This is a genomic window from Chryseobacterium herbae, from assembly GCF_025154075.1.
Classification (GTDB): Bacteria; Bacteroidota; Bacteroidia; order Flavobacteriales; family Weeksellaceae; genus Chryseobacterium; species Chryseobacterium herbae.
Map to the genome: position 1 here is coordinate 367926 of NZ_JAOAMU010000006.1, position 19319 is coordinate 387244.

15 protein-coding genes are annotated in these 19319 nt (G+C 37.5%); 6 read left to right on the top strand and 9 right to left on the bottom strand.

The features are described 5' to 3' along the window. Positions 1 to 76 precede the first annotated feature (76 nt). From N0B48_RS19085 to N0B48_RS19100, 4 genes are all read right to left on the bottom strand, one after another. Entirely contained in the window at positions 77 to 1243 is a 1167-nt protein-coding gene (locus tag N0B48_RS19085) for an aminotransferase class V-fold PLP-dependent enzyme (RefSeq protein WP_259840555.1), read from the bottom strand. A gap of 109 nt (positions 1244 to 1352) precedes the next feature. Continuing rightward, positions 1353 to 2492, bottom strand: a complete 1140-nt coding sequence (locus N0B48_RS19090; RefSeq protein WP_259840556.1) for a hypothetical protein — start codon at positions 2490 to 2492, stop codon at positions 1353 to 1355. A 27-nt stretch (positions 2493 to 2519) separates the two neighbouring features. Next, a complete protein-coding gene (locus N0B48_RS19095; RefSeq protein ID WP_259840557.1) occupies positions 2520 to 3422 on the bottom strand; it encodes a TssN family type VI secretion system protein in 903 nt (300 codons plus the stop codon). 54 nt (positions 3423 to 3476) lie between these two features. Then, positions 3477 to 4394 (bottom strand): type VI secretion system baseplate subunit TssG, encoded by a 918-nt coding sequence (locus tag N0B48_RS19100; protein WP_259840558.1) that lies wholly within the window; start codon positions 4392 to 4394, stop codon positions 3477 to 3479. Positions 4395 to 4794: 400 nt separating this feature from the next. Here N0B48_RS19100 and N0B48_RS19105 point away from each other — a divergent pair, with 400 nt between their 5' ends. The 6 genes from N0B48_RS19105 to N0B48_RS19130 all read left to right on the top strand — a co-directional run bounded on the left by N0B48_RS19105 (position 4795) and on the right by N0B48_RS19130 (position 11735). Then, a complete protein-coding gene (locus N0B48_RS19105) occupies positions 4795 to 5586 on the top strand; it encodes a S1/P1 nuclease (protein ID WP_223607788.1) in 792 nt (263 codons plus the stop codon). Between the two features lie 330 nt (positions 5587 to 5916). Further along, positions 5917 to 6783 carry a sigma-70 family RNA polymerase sigma factor gene (locus N0B48_RS19110; protein ID WP_002979276.1) on the top strand — a complete coding sequence of 289 codons (867 nt, stop codon included), beginning with the start codon at positions 5917 to 5919 and terminating at the stop codon, positions 6781 to 6783. A gap of 358 nt (positions 6784 to 7141) precedes the next feature. Next, positions 7142 to 7741: a hypothetical protein gene (locus tag N0B48_RS19115; RefSeq protein WP_259840559.1), complete on the top strand. Its 600-nt coding sequence runs from the start codon at positions 7142 to 7144 to the stop codon at positions 7739 to 7741. After that, positions 7741 to 8238: a GNAT family N-acetyltransferase gene (locus N0B48_RS19120; protein ID WP_259840560.1), complete on the top strand. Its 498-nt coding sequence runs from the start codon at positions 7741 to 7743 to the stop codon at positions 8236 to 8238. The genes N0B48_RS19115 and N0B48_RS19120 overlap by 1 nt, the downstream gene beginning before the upstream one ends. Positions 8239 to 8258: 20 nt before the next feature. Beyond that, complete coding sequence (locus N0B48_RS19125) at positions 8259 to 9377, top strand: FAD-dependent monooxygenase (RefSeq protein ID WP_259840561.1); 1119 nt, start codon at positions 8259 to 8261, stop codon at positions 9375 to 9377. A 318-nt stretch (positions 9378 to 9695) separates the two neighbouring features. Then, entirely contained in the window at positions 9696 to 11735 is a 2040-nt protein-coding gene (locus N0B48_RS19130; protein WP_259840562.1) for a S9 family peptidase, read from the top strand. A 204-nt stretch (positions 11736 to 11939) separates the two neighbouring features. Here the strand turns inward: N0B48_RS19130 and N0B48_RS19135 are convergent, their stop codons facing one another. From N0B48_RS19135 to kdsA, 5 genes are all read right to left on the bottom strand, one after another. Next, positions 11940 to 14702 (bottom strand): multicopper oxidase domain-containing protein, encoded by a 2763-nt coding sequence (locus N0B48_RS19135; protein WP_259840563.1) that lies wholly within the window; start codon positions 14700 to 14702, stop codon positions 11940 to 11942. A gap of 89 nt (positions 14703 to 14791) precedes the next feature. After that, entirely contained in the window at positions 14792 to 15265 is a 474-nt protein-coding gene (locus tag N0B48_RS19140; protein WP_259840564.1) for a DUF3347 domain-containing protein, read from the bottom strand. Between the two features lie 115 nt (positions 15266 to 15380). After that, the gene (locus tag N0B48_RS19145) at positions 15381 to 15761 is read right to left on the bottom strand and encodes an HYC_CC_PP family protein (RefSeq protein WP_259840565.1); all 381 of its coding nucleotides are present in this window, start codon (positions 15759 to 15761) and stop codon (positions 15381 to 15383) included. Between the two features lie 317 nt (positions 15762 to 16078). Next, on the bottom strand, positions 16079 to 18253 hold the full coding sequence (locus N0B48_RS19150; protein WP_371830625.1) for a TonB-dependent receptor plug domain-containing protein: 2175 nt from the start codon (positions 18251 to 18253) through the stop codon (positions 16079 to 16081). A 74-nt stretch (positions 18254 to 18327) separates the two neighbouring features. Continuing rightward, positions 18328 to 19137, bottom strand: a complete 810-nt coding sequence (gene kdsA / locus N0B48_RS19155) for a 3-deoxy-8-phosphooctulonate synthase (RefSeq protein ID WP_259840567.1) — start codon at positions 19135 to 19137, stop codon at positions 18328 to 18330. Positions 19138 to 19319: the final 182 nt, after the last annotated feature.

The window sequence follows — 19319 nt, forward strand, 5'->3', positions numbered from 1 at the left end:
TATGAAATGAACGATTATTCTATTTCTACTATCTCAACAATTACTGGGTGGCAGAGGCTCCCGAAGCCACCAGATCCTAAAGTTCAAGCATTTTAATAACTTCCTCAATTTCCTCAGAAGTATTAAAATAATGCGGCGACAGACGAATAGCGCTATTGATATTTTTTAACGTAAAATCAATCAGAGCATTGCTTTTATTGCTTACGGAAAAATAGACATTATTCTCTTTCAGTACTTTATAAATCCTGTCGATGCTTCCGTCAGAGGCACAGAAAGTAACGTTACTTCCTAAATTCCTTCCTTCGTCTAATGTCCTTAAACCATTGTTCTGCAGGCCGATCCTTAGCTTTTCTGCTAATTTTCTATTATAAATTTCAATATTCTGAAGGCCAATTCTATTCGCGTATTTTGCAGCTTCTGTAAATCCTAAAATCGAACTGATAGAAGTTTCCCAATGCTCAAATCTTTTTGCGGTTTTCAGGAGTTTATAATCATCGAATTCTGTCCATTCTGCGCCATTCATATCCAAAAAAACCGGAGCAAGCTCTCTTTCTAAGACCTTATCCGAAACGTATAGAAATCCGGTTCCTCTGGGTCCTCGCATAAATTTACGTCCTGTAGCCGTGAGAAAATCGCAGCCTATTTTATCAACATCTACCGCCAATTGTCCTACCGACTGACAGGCATCAACAAGATACAACACATCATAGCGGCGGCAGATTTCTCCGGCGCCTTCCACATTCTGGATAAGCCCGGAATTTGTTGGAATATGGGTGACTGCAACAAGTTTTGGATGATGCTTTTTAACCAGATCTTCCAAATCTTCTAAATCCAGTTCATGATCAGGATGATTTTTAACTCTTACAATCTTAATACCCAGCTTTTTCTGCAGCGAAAAAAAAGCAATTTGATTGGAAATATAGTCATCATTCGTTGTAATAATAACATCTTCATTTACAAATTGAATACTGGACAAAGCTTTAGCATAGGCATCGGTAGAGCTTACTGTAAAAGCCATGTTTTCCGGCTTAGCATTAATTAATTTAGCTGCTTCTTTATAAAACTTATTGATCTTTTTTGCATTCCTGTCAGCTGCTTCATACGCTCCGTATTCTTGTTCTAGATAAATGTGATCGATCATTGTCTTAACCACAATTTCCGGCATCAAAGACCCTCCGGCACTGTTTAAAAATATTTTATCTGCACAGCCGACGGTATCCTGTCTGATAGTATGTAGGTCCATGTTCTATTTATTTTTCAAATTGATTGATAATTTCCCGCTTTAATTTAGTTTTTACGCATAAAAAATCCCGAAAATTGATCTCCGGGATTTATATTTTTAAATGTTTCCATTAATCTAAAACGCTCCAACCTCTCTTCGGATTGGTGTTTGAAGAAACTTCCTGTTCGTTAACAATGATGTTTTCTTTTCTCTGACCGATGTAATCAAGCTCGCTCAGTTTAGAGAAAATAATTTCTAAGCTGCGAAGCATTTGCTGGATGTACAATAACGGTTCTCCACAATTGTGGTGATCATAATTGGTTTCTGCTACGATAGAAAGCTGATTCAATAAAGTATGAGGTGCAATTTCACTCCATTCTAAGCTGTAGTTCAGCATTTCTTCCAGTTCCGCAGGTACCAGAAGCTGGGTAGAATTATACAGATGAAGGGCTAATTTTGCAAAATTCTCTATCAAAAATACAGGCGGTTGCCAAGGAATAATATTTCTGAACTGGAAATACATATCTCCAAAAGTATTTACCATGGTGGTACACAGGAACTTTACATTCTGTGCCAAAGCCGTATTCTGGTTTTTATGAGAAGCTTTTTGAATGATCTTAAACGCGTACTGCTGCAGGTTTCCTATGGATTTTGCATAGCTACCATAATAATCCAGCAAAACAGGATGACTTTGAATAGAAGTACACGGCGGAATAAAATTAGAATCTACCTGTGCGATATTGGCTTTCAGGTCTACTTTTCCGATGATCAGATAATTGCCTCCGGAATAGCTGCTGTTCAGGGAAGTGACAGGAAGCAACTCGATGTGGTGATTCGGCTGTGCGCTTGGATGACGGGGCGGAATTTCCTCCGGGTCAATATCTCCGAAAGGCACTTTATCAAAAGGATTCACAGAGATCAGGATGTAATAATCCCCATCTGCCTGCTCTTCACTCATAGATCTGGCCAGAGATTTTACACTGACTCTCCTATCCGTTAAATCAATACGATAACCGGCCATGGTAATAGCGCTGCATCTTTTGATCACAAGCTGTACATCATTGGTAGCGGTATTATGGACGTCAAAGATGGTTTTGTCTGTAAATTCGTTTGAAATAGGCAGAAGTCCGTAATTATATATGTTGATCCCAAGCGAACTGGAATCTCTGATCGTATCAATTAAAAAATTATCCTGATCATTAAGGTGTCTCTGGGAAACTTTCATCCCATCTACCCAATTGATCGCAAAATGTTTAATAGGCTGTATCATATGTAATACTTTTTAAATTTTCTGTGATTATGATTTTTTCAATACTCCTTCTTCCTCATGCTGGATCACTCTTTTGCAGATTACCACTTCATTTTCTGAAATGCCGTTCGTAGAGATATCCTGGTCGAAATCAATATATTTTCTAAAACTGAAAAACGATTTTTTGGTGTAAAAAATCCAGTAATAAGGTTCTTTTTCTATATCCGAAAGGTTAATGATAGAGTTGGGATTCTTATGGTTATAATCGTCCACTACTCTATAAAACCAGTCTCCGAAAGTTACTCCGGTCGGCAGCGTTTTAGCTTTGATCCTGAATCGGTTGGTATCTTCAAGGTTTTTGCTCAATTCAACATTCAGTACCATTAATCGGTCAAAATCAGCCCCTTCAAAATCCGGAAGTTTCTGATCCGGAGAATATCTCCACGTTTTATAAATATCAAAAGGAATGCTGATAAACTGAACATAGCAGTAATAAAATACCATCGGAACGACAAAGATGACCATACTTGTGGCAGCCATTACGGCATATCCCGTTCCTTTGCTGATCCAATTGAATATTAATGTAAATAAAAACCCTCCGAAAGCAATACACGTCAATGAAAGTATCGACTCAAACAGGATACTCATCCCTACGGAATCAATATGCTTTCTGAAATATCTGTGCAGTAAATTGACATGAATGATCCCAAAAATAAGATAGAAAATCTGGGCAATAAGGTACCAGTACGGATTAAAAAGACTTCCTGCAAAACCGAAAATCCCCGGCAATGCAAGGCATAAGCTGCAAAGGAGGACGTATATAATAATTACCTTAATTTTGATAGCAGGCTTGTTTCTTCTGATTATCCCCAGAATAAACATCATGATTACTGCGATTAAAGGCATTAAAATATACCTTAAAAAAATACCTTTTACTGAAGAAATTTCCATTAGTTTTTTTTCAAATTTATACTTGGTAGGTCGTTGTAAATATAATAAATTATTTTAGAGGAATGTAGAGTATCCGAGACGGCTGGCATTTCTTTCATCATCTTCCAGACTGAATGAATATTCCAGTTTCTCTGTGATAAAATTCTCCTCCACATCTACCGTTACGGGAAGAAAATAATCATATAAAGCCTGCAGTACATTTCTGAACGGGCTTCCGGGAATATACTTTTTCATATCCTCATAAGGAATCGGGCCAATATTTACCACCCAGTTCCGCTGTCCGTCCATATGTCTTCCGCTTGGAATATAGGTAACTCCCAACTTTGAATTCCCCAATAACATAGAATCGTCATTCCTTTCTATCTTATCAATAATATTAGGTGTAAAAGTAACTTCTACCGGTACCTGCAGAAAAGCAGTCATGCATCTTTCAAACCACCTCTTGTCGCCTCTGATCTGGTGAAAAAACGGCAATATATAGATGAAAATATAGGCGCTCTGCTCATCAAGCATTTTAATAAGCGGCCAAAGTTCACTCACCGTATCCAAAAGCGTGTCTGTGCTGCTTGAAATATCAAACTCCGATTCCTTAAGCAGGGAACTGATCTCTGTAAAAAAAATCTCAAGCTCAAAAGGCCGGAAAAATTTCCGGGCATCCTCTTCTACTCTCTTCTGCTTCCGGATCTCGCGGACTACGGTATCTACATTTTTTCGGGAAGCTCCCAAAGACGGCGGATGGAAAAGCCCTTCCGGGAGATAGTCATAAATGCCTTCTCTATACGTTTCAATGGTGAAGACTTCTTCATCAAATCCCAAATAACTGCTCGAAATACTTTTGATATCTTTGAGATACGCACGGTCGTTGATCCCGATCCGCTCTATAAATATATTACTTACCGCCCGCTGATATTTCAAAAGATTCACCGCTACAGCTTCAGCTTTGAAGTCGGTCTGCAGTTTATTGTAATACATGTCTACAATATTATTCTCATACATAGTGTTTCCTGTGATTATGACTTGTAAAGATAATATATCTCATAAGTTTGAAAAAATAATTTGCTAATAATTTTATTTTAAAAATACTAATTTATCTGCATTAAAAGGAATTATCTATGACAAATTCCGTAAAAATACGGTAATACTGCGCTTTACAGGGTTTAAGGGCCAATATTAAAAAAATAAAGGTTATAATTGACGTATAGGTATTTATAGTATAAAACAGGCTTGATTTTCAGTATTTAGAGAATTTTATACCATACTTTTTTTATTTAGATTAATTTTTATTAACATCTCACAGGCAAGAAATTGATCATAATTGATTCAGGTTCCGAAACCGGGACGTATCTTTGCAGCTTGTAAAATGTTATTTATAATGAAAAGTATTTATTCTAAAATTCTGATTTTAGCATTCATTTCATCTTCACTTTATTCGTATGCATGGGGATTAACGGGGCACCGTGTGATCGCAGAGATCGCAGAAAACCATCTGTCGGGCAAAGCAAGAAGAGAGATCAAAAAAATAATGGGTAAAGAACGCCTTGCGTACTGGGCCAACTGGCCGGATTTTATCAAGTCTGACACCACCGGAGCATGGAAGCAGGCTTCATCATGGCATTATGTAAACGTTGATCCAATGGCTGATTTTAAAACGTTTGACCAGAACCTTAAAATGCAGGCAGGTCCAAGTCTTTACACGCAGGTGAACACTTTGTCCAGCCAGATCAAAGACGAAAAAACCTCTGCAAAAGACAGAAAAATTGCTCTAATCTTCCTTATTCATATTATGGGAGACCTTGCACAGCCTCTTCACGTAGGTAGAGCGGAAGATCTTGGAGGAAACAAAATCAATGTCACCTATTTCGGAGATAAAACCAATCTTCATTCTGTATGGGACGGAAAGCTGGTAGATTCACAGAAATACAGCTACACGGAATATGCTAACCTTTTAGATATCAAATCTAAGGAAGAAGTAGCACAAATCCAGACTGGAACGCTGGAAGACTGGTTATATGATTCTCATAAAATCGCCAACAAGATTTATGCACAGACTCCAAATGATTCAAAATTATCGTACGATTATCAGTACAAATTCAATGATACGCTTGAAAGACAGCTTCTTTACGGAGGTCTCAGACTGGCAAAAGTATTGAACGAATTATTTTAAGGGTTGTTAGTTGCTGATTACTATTAATCGTACTAACCATAAAAAAGAATTTTTAATTTTTAATTATTTATTCTTCACAATATAAGCGGAACTTCGGTTTCGCTTTTTTTATTAAGTCTGAGATTTAGGCTAAGGCTAAGATAAAGATTAAAAAAAACTCCCTTCCCATCTTTATCCCTACATACCCCCGTCTGAAATCTGATGTCTGACATCTCCCATCTTAATTCTACCCTTCCACCCCTAAATTTAAAAAATAATTAAAACTGGTGTAACCTTTTTACCACTTCATACGTATAATATATAGTAACTCTTTTTTGAGGATAAAAATAGATGAGACAATTAAAAATCACTAAGCAGGTTACCAACAGGGAAACTGCTTCATTAGACAAGTATTTGCAGGAAATTGGTAAAGTGGAACTGATCACTGCGGACGAAGAAGTAGAATTGGCACAAAGAATACGTGCGGGCGACAGAGCAGCACTGGAGAAATTAATCAAGGCCAACCTTCGTTTCGTAGTTTCCGTATCTAAGCAATACCAAAATCAAGGTCTTTCTTTACCCGATTTGATTAATGAAGGTAACTTAGGATTGATGAAAGCAGCAAAAAGGTACGATGAAACTAGAGGTTTCAAATTTATCTCTTATGCGGTATGGTGGATTCGTCAGTCAATTTTACAGGCATTAGCTGAGCAGTCAAGAATTGTAAGGCTTCCGTTGAATAAAATCGGCTCCATCAACAAAATTAATAAGGCATACGCTCACCTTGAACAGGAAAATGAAAGACCACCTTCTCCGGAAGAATTGGCTGAAGTTCTTGACATGAGCGAGGAAGATATTAAAGAATCTATGAAAAACTCCGGAAGACACCTGTCTATGGATGCACCTTTAGTAGAAGGTGAAGATTCTAATCTTTATGATGTATTGCGTTCAGGAGAATCTCCAAGCCCGGACAAAGATTTGATGCTTGAATCTCTTCAGATTGAAATCGAGAGAGCATTGAACACTTTGACTCCAAGAGAGGCTGATCTGGTAAGATTATACTTCGGACTGAACGGAAAACATCCTATGACTTTAGAAGAAATCGGTGAAACTTTCGATCTTACAAGAGAGAGAGTACGTCAGATTAAAGAAAAAGCAATTAAGAGACTAAAACATAATACCAGAAGCAAGATCCTAAAATCTTACCTAGGTAAATAATTTTTAGCGTAAAAACAATGTATGCGGAGTCTGTTTTCAGGCTCCGTTTTTTTATATCGTCTATTAAGAATGTAAGGATCAATAGACAAGGATGCAAATCAAATACTATAAATTTACCTTGTATTACTTTTATGAGTGAAACGCCTTTGTTTATCTTAAAACTAAAGCGTTATTAATTTCCTTGTCTACCTTTACGGTAAAAAAAATCAGTAATATTATATTTAAAATTTAAATCAGCAAAGGTTAATATTTTTCAAAGACAAGACTGAAAATTAGGAAAATACAAATTTTAAGATTAAGCTGTAACAATTTTTAGACTATCTTCAACTAATAAGGAACACCCAATCAAAAAAAAAATATGAAAAAAATACTTTTCGCTTCCGCTTTGGCTTTATTCATGCTTTCCTGTAAAGAAAACAAACCCGGAAATGTTCCGGCTGTGGAAAATGCCGTCGATAACGCAGAATCTTCTGTTTCAGGTTCTTTAAAAAGTTATCGTAAAGATAATATGATCGATAAAATTTATTTCGAACTGATCAAAAATGATAAAAATCTGAAAGCTCTGGACGACAGACTGACCCATTTATATGAAGAAAACGGAAAGGTCTTGGAAATCTATGGAGAAACACTTCATAAATCTGAATCTTATTATTCCGATGCCTATCTGCAGGCCGGTACTATTAAGGATTCCCTTCTAAAGCAGCAACTGGAAAAAGAGATTAAAGTAAACGACGAAGCTTACAACCAGAAAATAAGTAAAGTAAAAGAATTGATCGCGAAAGTGAATAAAAATGGTGATGACATCAATAATCTGTACACCGCTTTTAAGATCAGAAAGACACTTCCTGAAATCGGAAAATACCAGAATGCACATCCCATGAAAACGGATAGCCTGGAAAACTTTATCAAAAAGCAGAATCAACTTCTTGACGAATTGAAAAAAATTGAAATAAAATAATGAACTACACCACAAAATGGCTTACTGAACCTACCCGCACCGAAGAATTGGTTGATTTTTTCATCAAACATAAGACAGACTCTTATATTTCCCACGGCGAGATTATTTCCGGGCGGGCTTTAGATTCAAACCACTGGAATCCTGACCTTAAAGCCATATTAACGGCACAATTCAACTCCGGCTTTGACGCTGATCAAAATTCAAAATTAAATATCCTGATTGCTGAAAATGAGGAAGGAAAAATCATCGGAATGTTGGTTTTTAATGTAATCAGCGGGTTTAAGAACTATGCGGTGCTGGAAGATATGCTTCTGGATCATTCTCTGCGAGGACAATCGCTTGGAAGTACACTTCTGAAAAAGGCTGTAGAAGAATCTAAAAACTGGAAAATCAGCTTTATAATGCTGGAAAGTGGGCTTGATAATACCGGAGCTCATCATTTTTTCAATAAGTATGGATTTAAAAAAGTATCTGAAAATTATATTTTAACTTTTTAGCAAGATTAAAACCTTTGCTCATGAACAGCATTTCAATTATAGGAGCCGGAATCGGCGGACTGGCTCTGGGAAATATTCTGAAACAGCAACAACTTGACTTTACCATATACGAGTCAGCTCCGGAAATAAAACCTGTGGGAGCCGGAATTATGATGGCCGTTAATGCCATGCAGATCTTTGACAGATTAGGATTAAAAGAAAAAATTGAGAATGCAGGCAATAGAATTCACGGAATTTCCATAACGGATGAATCGTTGAAACCTATCACAAAAACCGGTATTCTTGTGCTTGAAAAGAAATACAATTCCTGTAATGTAGCGATCCACAGGGCTGAACTGCAGAAAATCCTGGCAGAAAACATGGGTTACAAACATATTCAACTCAATCATTCTTTAAGCAAAATCGAAAAGAAAGAGAACTATGTTTTAAATTTTGAAAACGGGATTCAGGCAGAAAGCGAGATTGTCTTTGGAGCCGACGGCATCAGATCCAGGATCCGAAACCAGATTCTAGAAACCGGAAATATCAGAAACGCAGGCCAGAAATGCTGGCGTGGATTGGCAGAATTTGATTTACCTGAACAATTTAATCAGGAGGCCATTGAAATGTGGGGAAAAGGAAGGCGCTTCGGTTTTGTGAAAATTTCAGAGAAAAAAGTGTATTGGTATGCAGTCGCCAATGAACAAAAACATAACCGGTATTCGACTCTTTCTGAAATTTTCAGCGAATTTCATCCCCTTATTTTAAATATTCTTGATGCGACCTTAAAAGAAAATATTATTCTTAATGACATAATTGACCTCTCTCCTATTCCAACTTGGTATTCCGACAACCTATGTCTGATCGGAGATGCTGCTCACGCGACCACTCCCAATATGGGTCAGGGAGCTTGTCAGGCTATTGAAGACGCATATATCATCGGAAGATTATTGGAAAACAGCAGGAATTTCAACAGGGTTTTCGAGGATTTTCAGAAGATCAGAAGGAAAAAAGTAGATTATATTGTCAATACCAGCTGGAAAATAGGAAAGATTTCGCAGTGGGAAAAAGGCAATACATTACGCAATTTTTTCATGCGACTAATTCCGGAAAGTACCCATCAAAAGCTGGCAGAAAAGATCATTCAACTTGAAATGTAATTGATTACAAATTAAATCAACAGAATTTTTGACCGATTAAGAATCATTAGGTTTTCAAGGATATCAAGATGAACTTCATTTAAACACCTTTATTTTTATTTTTAGAATTATACTCTTCAAATTCTATTAAATAAGGGATTATATACGCACTATTTTAAAATAATTGAATAAATAAAATAAATGCAACAATGTTGCTTTTGTTAAAAAAAACAAACAAAATTTTTATTTAAGTTAATAATTTTCAACAACTTAAATCAAAAGCATACTTTTATTTAAAATTTCACCAATAAGTGTTTTTTTCATATATTTAAATAAAAAATGAAAAAAATCTTTTATTTACTACTCATAATGATAGGATCTCATACAACATACGCGCAGGAAGTTCCATTGCTGGACAGAGAATTATTTTATGGTAATCCTGAAATTTCAGGCGGACAGTTGAGTCCGGATGGAAAATGGATCTCTTTTATGAAACAATACGAAGGGATCATGAATATCTGGGTGAAAAAAGCGGACGAACCTTTTGATAAAGCCCGCCCATTAACTGATAGCAAACGTCCTATGGCAGGATATTTCTGGTCAGAAAACGGAAAATACATCTTATACGTAAAAGACAAAAACGGGGATGAAAATATGAATATTTTCGCAGTAGATCCTACCGCAACCGTAGCCAAAGGCGTTCCTGAATCAAGAAATTTAACGCCGCTTAATGAGGTAACCGCTCAGATTCAGATGGTCAGTAAAAAAGATCCTGATTTGATGATGATCGGGCTGAACAACCGTGATAAAGCATGGCATGATCTGTATTCACTGAAAATTTCTACCGGTGAACTGAAAAAGATTTACGAAAATAAAGACCGCATCACAGGATATGAATTCGACTGGGATGAAAAATTGAGAGTTCTGTCCAAAACAGACGAAAAAGGAACCACTCAATTCCTGTACAAAGAAGGTGATAAACTGACCCCCATCTATGAGACATTAGTAACGGAAGGCGCTTATATTGCCAACTGGAATGAAGATAATTCAAAATTCTATCTGGTAACGGATAAGGGTGATCTCGACAAATCTACTTTATTTCTGATGGATCCGAAAACCAAACAAACAACGAAAGTCGAAAGCGATCCGAAAGGAAAAGTTGATTTCGGAGGGTTATTTATGGACCGAAATACAAGAAAAATCATTTCAACATCCTATACCGGAGATAAAACTGAAAACTACTGGAAAGACAAAACATGGGAAGCTAATTATCAATTTCTACAAAGTAAATTCCCGGGAAGAGAAGTTGACTTTGCAAGCTCTACAAAAGATTATTCGAAGTTTCTAATCTCCGTTTGGGGCGACAAATATGCTTCCGAAGCTTATTTCTTCGATGCAAAAACCAAAGAGCTGATTTTCCAGTATACCCCAAGAATCGAATTAAAAAAAGTTGAAAAGTACTTAGCTTCCATGACCCCTGTCACTTACAAAAGCAGTGACGGCCTGGAAATTCCTGCTTATCTGACGGTGCCAACAGGATCAACGGGAAAAAATCTGCCTGTCGTTGTTTTGGTACATGGCGGACCAAAGGGGCCAAGAGATTACTGGGGCTATAATTCAACAGTTCAATTTTTAGCTAATAGAGGTTATGCCGTACTACAGCCCAACTTCAGAGCAAGCGGAGGTTATGGTAAAAAATTCAAAAACGGTGGCGATTTACAATGGGGAAAACTCATGCAGGATGATGTGACCTGGGGCGTAAAATACCTTATTGACAACGGAATTGCTGACAAAAATAAAGTAGTCATTATGGGAGGAAGCTACGGTGGCTATGCAACATTGGCAGGTTTGGCTTTTACCCCTGATCTGTATGCCGGAGGAGTGGACATCGTTGGACCTAGTAATATTTTTACGCTATTGGATTCTGTTCCCGCTTATTGGGAATCCGGACGTGCCTTCCTGTATGGAATGGTGGGTGATCCGAAAACGGAAGAAGGTAAAAAGCTGATTAAGGAAGCAAGCCCGTTATTTAGCGTTGATAAAATTGTAAAACCTTTATTAATTATTCAGGGAGCAAATGATCCAAGAGTAAAACAAGCTGAAGCAGACCAAATTGTGATTGCTCTTCGTGAAAAAGGGAAAAAAGTAAATTATATTCTGGCAGATGATGAAGGACACGGATTCAGAAAACCGGTTAATAATATGGCAATGTATGCTGAAACGGAGAAATTTCTTTCAGAAGTTATCGGAGGAAGATACCAGAAAGAGATGCCGGAAGCGGTAGCCAAGCGTTTAAAGGAAATGACGGTTGATATCAAAAATGTTACCTATAAACCAGCTGAAAAAGCAAAAGAAGCCGCACCGAAAGCTGCGAAGTAAAATGATAAAATTACTGATTATATTCAGTGGTGAAATAAAGAGAGCCGGTTCATTTAATCATGAACCGGCTTTTTATTTTTAGTTTTAAACACAAATAGCACTAATGATTTCACAAATAACACGATTCCGACAAAGATATTTATGCTGCTTGTGTTTGAAATAAGCAGAATAAAAAAGGCTGCCATTTATCTGGCAGCCCTCTCTTTAGTAGGTTAAAGTAAGTCCGGCTCCCCAGCCCATTTCATTATCATAGTTCCCGGATACTGACACCCATTTTTGTAGAATATATCTCAATCCTGTTGAAAATTCTCCGTCAGAGTTGAGGGTAAAATTTCCTCTTATTCTTCTGGAAATCGGAATATCTTCTCTGCTCAATTCCAGCAATACTTTCCCGTTCTGGTCTACACTTGCATCCGCAGTGACCAACATCGGTAAAAGATACTGCACACCGACCATGAAGGCATATTGATTTTTTGAAGCTTTCTCCTGTCCGAACCATGTCTTTTTGCCCCGGAACTTCATGCCCATATCTTCTGTCATCTGTCGCTCCATAATCTCGTGGTTTTTCTGAATTCTAAAACCTGCATAAGGAAGTGCCCATTGGAATTTCCCTAAGAATCTTCCTACTTTTACATTTCCTTCAAAGTGATCAAAATCCCAGTTAGAGTGAAACTGATTCAGATTTGCCCATCTTGGTCCGAACATCGTCATACTTTCGGCATGCACTTTATTGCTTGCAATATCCAGCATTCCCATAGAGCTGATCATTTTATTATCCTTCAGGAAATTTTTCCAGGCCAGTTTTCTGTTCGGCAGCTGTGGATTCGGTTTTGAATTTTCATAGCTGAATATCCTTCCCATTCCGGCCATCATATGATATAAAATATGACAGTGGAAAAACCAGTCGCCATCCTGGTTGGCGGCAAATTCAATGGTATTGGTTTCCATCGGCATAATATCGACTACGTTTTTCAAAGGGGAATATTCTCCTTTTGAATTGATCAGTCTGAAATCATGGCCGTGAAGGTGCATCGGGTGGCGCATCATTGAATTATTATACATCGTAATTCTCAGGATCTCCCCTTTTTTCACTAGGATCTTATCTGTTTCTGTAACCGTTTTATTATCCAGCGTCCACAGGTATTGATTCATATTTCCTTCCAGCGTAAATTTCAGTTCTCTTACATTTTCATCCGAAAGAATCGTCTTTTCAGGAGATTTTAAAATATTATAGGATAGCCTTTTGATCGTTTTCTCTTCCTTCATATCCATCCCGGAATGATTTTCATGTCCCGAAACTACCTTTGAATGGTCTTCTTCCTTGGTCTTAATCCCCATCATTTCATTCATGTGCTTCATCGTCATTTTTCGCTGGCTTTCGGAAAGTTCAGGATACATCACTTCATTCATATCCATCATCTGATTGCCCATCGTCATATTCATCGGCTTCATGTTACCGCTCATTTCCATCATACCATTCATCATTTTCATTCCTTCAAAAAGCAATAATCTCGGTAAATTTGGTGCTTCTACTTTTTCACCGGAACCCAGCCAAAGTGAAGCATGTCCTACCCTGTCTTCCGATGTGGAACGGAATTCAAAGCTTTTGTTTTCGGGAATCGTAACTTCAATATCATAGGTCTCAGAAACCCCTATAATCAGACGGTCCACTTCCACCGGGACCACATCATTTCCGTCATTTCCAATCACTTTTATTTTTCCGCCTCCATAATTCAGCCAGAAATAAGTGGATGATCCACCGTTGGCGACTCTCAACCTGACTTTATCACCGGCTTTCAGATTAGCATAATCAGAGCTTGGAAGTCCGTTGATCAGGAATTTATCGTAGTAAACGTCACTTACATCCATCGCCTCCATTCTTTTCCACTCATTCAGAGCTTTTGTCCCGAAATTTCCGGATTTAATGGCCTCCCAGTAGCTTTGTACCGCATTCTTTTTAATCGCATACCAATCTGTATTGGCCATATGAAGCCTTCTTGCAATCTGAATCGGATCTTCATCACTCCAGTCTCCGAGTAACACCGGAATTTCTTTTGTATAAGCTATTTTAGGCTCACCTTCTCTTTTATTGAACACCAGAATTCCATTCATTCCGATCTGTTCCTGTAATGCTTCATGTGAATGATACCAGTACGTTCCGTTTTGTGATACTCTAAATTTATATAAATGTGTTTCACCTGGTGTTACGGGCTTTGTGGTAAGGTATGGAACGCCATCCTGCTCATTGGGAAGGATTACACCATGCCAGTGAAGTCCTGTATTTTCCTTCAGCATATTGTGAAGATAGATTTCCGCTGTATCTCCTTCCGTGAAATATAGAGTCGGAGACTGTAATTTTCCATTGATGGCAATCGCTCTTCGGTTTTTCCCGGTGAAATTGACGATCGTATCTTTTACATACAGGTCATATCTCACCGTCTTTCCACCAAACGTTACTTTTCCATTTTCAGAATTTCTTTTGAATACCGATGATTCCGTTTTTGGTTCTTCTGTAGCAACGTGCTGATGGCTCTCTTTTTCTACCAGTTCCATTCCGCATTTCGGGCATTTCCCGGGCTTGTCTGAAGTGACTTCAGGATGCATCGGACAATTGTAGATAGAATGAGACTGAGATTGAGATTGGGTTTTAGGCTGAGGATTAGATTTTACCAAGGTTTTAACTTTGGGGGTTGTATTAACCTTTACCTTAGCTTTAGTCTTTTTCTCAACCTGAACTTTATTTTTAGTTTCTGTTGGCTTCTGTATTGCTTTCTGTTCCGGTTGTGCCGTAACTTTTGGTTTCATCACAACAGTTTTCTTTACCAGTGTCATTTTGCATTTCGGGCAGTCTCCAGGTTTTGAAGATACTACTTCGGCATGCATCGGACATGTATAATAGGTTTTCGTTGTTTGAGCGAATGTAAAAACAGAGAACAAAAGCACCAGAAACAAGATGAATTTTTTCATAATATTTCGAACTTTTTAAAAGCTGCAAAGATTAAAGTCAAATATAACCTAGGCTATGCAACTTGTTATTTTAAAACTAAATACGATAATTAGTTGATCTCTGACTTTACACTTCCGCAAGAAAGCATAGATTTTCCGTAGTAAGGATTAGCGATCTGTTTTTCGTTGCTTAACCAGCTTGAATCAGCCATTGGGCAGTACTGTATATAAACTGGTTTTTCAGAAAGTTTAAACTCTTTTGTTAAGCCAATCATATTTTCAGAAAGGTTGGAAAATGTTTCTCTTTGGGCAGAAATATTTCTTGCATCGGAAATAACAGTGGCATCTTTTCTCAGAATATTCAGATTCCCTTCCGAAACCAATTTATAATCAACCGTTGAAGCTGTTTTGATGAATTCTGCAGCTGCTTTTGAGGTTTTATCTGCATCATCTGAAGCTAAAGCTGCTTTAATAGCAATATAGTTCTGGTACAGTTTTGAAACCTGAGCGTCTTTTTTAGACTGTGCGGAAAGTGAAATAACTGAAAATAAAGATAGGGCTGCTGTAATGATATACTTTTTCATTGTTTTAAATTTTAGAATTAATTTTTAATAAAGAATAATTGAGACGCATGATGCGTTGAGCCGTGTTGTCAGCGAAGGAATGATCATCTGAACAATACCAGACAACAGACGGATCTTAAATTCTAAAATTACAATGATTGAGATAAATGGGAACCGGCCTGTATTCGGGTGGTCCGTTGATTCTTATTTGGGTAAATTTCGTAGCGGAAAAAGATCTGTCGGTAAAGAAAAAATCCTGCTGTGTAAGGGTTGGAGCGATCTGACTTAAAAAGTCGATCATCAGCAGATCAGATTTTTGGGAATCATCTACTTTTACTACCTTAATTTCAGTCTTACAACATCCTTTTTTTTCTTTGACCCCACATTTACCACAGATATCCGTGGTTTTCTGGCTTACGGAAACAAGTTCTTCCATACAAAAATGTACGCTGAACGCTGCTCCGGAAGAAAACCCGAAGTAGAAAACAGAGAATAATATGGCGAGAATCTTTTTCATTGATAAGACAAAGGTAAAAATATCCGTGAAACCCCTGTTATAAAATTGTGTATACTTGTTATAAAATTCTGCCCAACGAAAAAGCTCCTGAAAGATTCAGAAGCTTTTCTTTATTTTTTATCCAGATGATTTTTATGGATGATTTTTTATTTTAAATGTATTATTTTAAACATTAAGACATTGAGTTTATTAAGTTTTAAAGAGGAATTAAGAAATATCTCCGATATTTTTAAGCGCATTGTTTAACTTTTAACGCTCCTAATTACTTAATTTCAAATACCACTAATCGCTAACTTCTAATATCTGGCTTCTAATTTCTATAATTTAAATTCCAGTTTCACATTGAAGAAACGTCCCGTAAGACGTACAGGCACCGCATACATTGAGCTTGTATTGTAATCTGTGATCCATTGGTTAGCTACTGTATTATTGATGTTAAATGCATTGAAAACCTGAACCCCTAAAGTCAATTCATCAAAATTACCCCAGAAACCAGAACGGTTTTTCTTGTTTTTAGAATCGATAAATACTTTTGAAAGCCCTAAATCTACCCTTTTATAAGAAGGCAGCGTTCTTTGGTACTGATAAGGATCCGTGAAAACTGGCGCTCCGTTCGGAAGTCCCATCGCATATACCAACGTAAGATTCACACGCATTGACGGGAATTTCGGCATATAATCCTGATAGAACATCGCAAATTTGAACCTCTGATCCGTAGGTCTTGGAATATTTCCTTTTCCATCAATATTTTCGTACACTCTGGCATAACTCGCAGACAACCAAGAATCTACTCCAGGAACAAATTCCCCGAATAATCTGGTGTCAATTCCGTACGCGTAACCTGATGCATTATTTTTACCGGAATAGCGGATTCTCACATTATCCATATAGTAAGGAATCAGATCATCCATTTTCTTGTAATACGCTTCTGTAGTCAGCTTAAACGGTCTGTCATACATATAAAATTCATAGTCGTTGGCAAGAATGACCTGCATGGAACGCTGAGATTTTATATTCGTATTAAAGTTTCCGTCCAAATCCTTGATCTCTTTGTAGAAAGGTGCCTGGTAATAGACCCCTCCGGAAAGTTTGAAGAGCATATCCGTATCCCAGTCGGGTTTGATCGCAAACTGAACTCTTGGAGAAAAGATAGTTTCTTTGTTAAAGCTCCAGTTGGAAACTCTGGCTCCGGCATTCACAAAAACTTTGCTCGCTCCCCAGTAAAATTTCTGAGAATACTGAGCATAGGCAGAAAGCCTTGAAGGTTCTATTTTATTCCTACCTGCAATATGATAGAACAGCTTTAAATCTCCTGAAGTTCCGGTTCTCGGATCATCAACAGGTAACGGAATACTGTATCCTGCAGCATCTACCAACTTCCATTCATTGGTATTGTCATTGAGGTTCTCTTTTTCGTATTTGAAACCGACTTCTATATCGGTATTGATATTAGGTGAAAACTTGGCTCTGAACTGTGTTCCATACGTCCTTACAAACAGATCGTTTCTGGCATGTTCTATCTGTCCGCCCCCATCAAAAGACGGATTGGGTGATTGAGTTACAGGATCAAAAGTCTGGATTTCATAGCCCGAAGCAATAGAATAATACTCTTTTTCTCTGTTCTGATAAGAGAAACTATCCAATGTAAGCTTCCATTTATCGGACGGCTTATAATTCATTGATAAAGTCCCCATCATATTTTTATACATATCCTGCTCCTGGCCGTTATATCCTATATTTACGGTAATAGGCTGCTGAAGGCTTCCGAAAGTGACAGTCTTCGCCTTGGGAACCATTTCATAGTCGTTCTTGGAATAATACCCAATGAAGGACATAGAGAATTTATCGCTGAAATGGTAGTTGATGTATGACTGGAAATCCCAATACGTAGGGTTAAAATCCGTATCCTCATTCAGGGTATTCAGAACAAGATTGGTATTTCTGTATCTCCCTGAAAATAAGGCGGTCAGTTTTTTATTTTTTGAAGCCAGACCAGTTGTCAATCTTCCCCCGATTAAACTCGCTTCTCCGGAAAGTTCAAATTTTTCTGGTTCACGGTAGTAAATATTCAGGGCTGAAGACATTTTGTCGCCATATTTGGGTTCAAAACCTCCGGCTGAAAAGTTCACTGAAGAAACCATATCAGGATTGATGATACTCATCCCTTCCTGCTGTGAGTTTCTGATCAGGAAAGGTCTGTAGATCTCAATATCATTGATGTAGATAAGGTTTTCGTCATAGTTTCCACCACGCACCATATATTGGGAAGACAGCTCGGTGTTGGAGTTTACAGAAGGAAGTGTTTTAAGAAGTCCTTCAATTCCTCCACTTATAGAGGCTACATTTTTAGCATCTTTTGCTGAAATCTTGACATTGGTAATGTCGTTCGTTCTTCCGACTACTTTTTTCTGGAAAACGACTTCCTCAATATCGGTTACTTTATCTGCTGTATCTCTTTTTCTATTTTGAGAGAAAATAAGCATAGGAACCATAAGGCTCAACGGTAAAACTAGTTTTTTCAAAAGAAATGTTTTAAGAATTTCTAAAAATAGGGATTTTTTAACAATTACAAAATTGATTCTCTGATTCTTGTTAATTTTTGTAACAAATCTTCCAATAAATCCAATCTTAACATGTTGGCTCCGTCTGACAAAGCGGTTTCCGGCGTTGGATGCGTTTCGATGAAAAGTCCATCTGCTCCTACCGCAATTCCTGCTTTTGCCACTGTTTCTATAAGGTCTGGTCTTCCACCAGTCACCCCGGAACTCTGGTTAGGCTGCTGTAATGAATGGGTAACATCCAAAATCACCGGCGCATATGCTCTCATCGTAGGAATACCTCTGTAATCTACGATCAGATCCGTATATCCGAAAGAATTTCCTCTTTCAATGATCGCTACCTTCTGGTTATTGGAATCTGTAATTTTCTGAACCGCAAATTTCATTGATTCCGGAGAAAGAAATTGTCCTTTTTTCAACGTTACACATTTTCCGGTTTCAGCCGCAGCTACCAAAAGGTCGGTCTGGCGTACTAAAAATGCAGGAATCTGTAACACATCCACGTATTGTGCAGCCAGCGCCGCATGATCATTTTCGTGGATATCCGTTGTGGTAGGAATATTAAAGGTCTCGCCTACTTTTCTAAGAATTTCAAGAGATTTTTCCTCGCCAATAGTTGTAAAAGAATCTACACGGCTTCTGTTGGCCTTTTTAAAGCTTCCTTTGAAAATATAAGGAATATTATATTTATCTGTGATCTGAATTACTTTTTCCGCAATTCTTAACGCCATATCTTCCCCTTCAATGATGCACGGACCGGCAATCAGGAAAAAGTTTTTTGAATCTTTGTGTTGGATATTATCTAAATACTGGATCATTTTTATTTGAATTAAAAAGTTCAGTAAAAATACTTATAAAGTTTCAGAATCGGAAATTATTTCAGGGGTTTGATTGGAGGAAGGGTTTCGAGGTTCGGGATACGGGTTTTAGAGTTTTAGAGTTTTAGAGTTTTAGAGTTTTAGAGTTTTAGAGTTTTAGAGTTTTAGAGTTTTAGAGTTTT

What these genes read in the sequence shown, in the direction of transcription:
- N0B48_RS19085 (WP_259840555.1), bottom strand. Translation starts at nt 1,243, where the DNA reads ATGGACCTACATACTATCAGACAGGATACCGTCGGCTGTGCAGATAAA.
- N0B48_RS19090 (WP_259840556.1), bottom strand. Translation starts at nt 2,492, where the DNA reads ATGATACAGCCTATTAAACATTTTGCGATCAATTGGGTAGATGGGATG.
- N0B48_RS19095 (WP_259840557.1), bottom strand. Translation starts at nt 3,422, where the DNA reads ATGGAAATTTCTTCAGTAAAAGGTATTTTTTTAAGGTATATTTTAATG.
- N0B48_RS19100 (WP_259840558.1), bottom strand. Translation starts at nt 4,394, where the DNA reads ATGTATTACAATAAACTGCAGACCGACTTCAAAGCTGAAGCTGTAGCG.
- N0B48_RS19105 (WP_223607788.1), top strand. Translation starts at nt 4,795, where the DNA reads ATGAAAAGTATTTATTCTAAAATTCTGATTTTAGCATTCATTTCATCT.
- N0B48_RS19110 (WP_002979276.1), top strand. Translation starts at nt 5,917, where the DNA reads ATGAGACAATTAAAAATCACTAAGCAGGTTACCAACAGGGAAACTGCT.
- N0B48_RS19115 (WP_259840559.1), top strand. Translation starts at nt 7,142, where the DNA reads ATGAAAAAAATACTTTTCGCTTCCGCTTTGGCTTTATTCATGCTTTCC.
- N0B48_RS19120 (WP_259840560.1), top strand. Translation starts at nt 7,741, where the DNA reads ATGAACTACACCACAAAATGGCTTACTGAACCTACCCGCACCGAAGAA.
- N0B48_RS19125 (WP_259840561.1), top strand. Translation starts at nt 8,259, where the DNA reads ATGAACAGCATTTCAATTATAGGAGCCGGAATCGGCGGACTGGCTCTG.
- N0B48_RS19130 (WP_259840562.1), top strand. Translation starts at nt 9,696, where the DNA reads ATGAAAAAAATCTTTTATTTACTACTCATAATGATAGGATCTCATACA.
- N0B48_RS19135 (WP_259840563.1), bottom strand. Translation starts at nt 14,702, where the DNA reads ATGAAAAAATTCATCTTGTTTCTGGTGCTTTTGTTCTCTGTTTTTACA.
- N0B48_RS19140 (WP_259840564.1), bottom strand. Translation starts at nt 15,265, where the DNA reads ATGAAAAAGTATATCATTACAGCAGCCCTATCTTTATTTTCAGTTATT.
- N0B48_RS19145 (WP_259840565.1), bottom strand. Translation starts at nt 15,761, where the DNA reads ATGAAAAAGATTCTCGCCATATTATTCTCTGTTTTCTACTTCGGGTTT.
- N0B48_RS19150 (WP_371830625.1), bottom strand. Translation starts at nt 18,253, where the DNA reads ATGGTTCCTATGCTTATTTTCTCTCAAAATAGAAAAAGAGATACAGCA.
- kdsA (WP_259840567.1), bottom strand. Translation starts at nt 19,137, where the DNA reads ATGATCCAGTATTTAGATAATATCCAACACAAAGATTCAAAAAACTTT.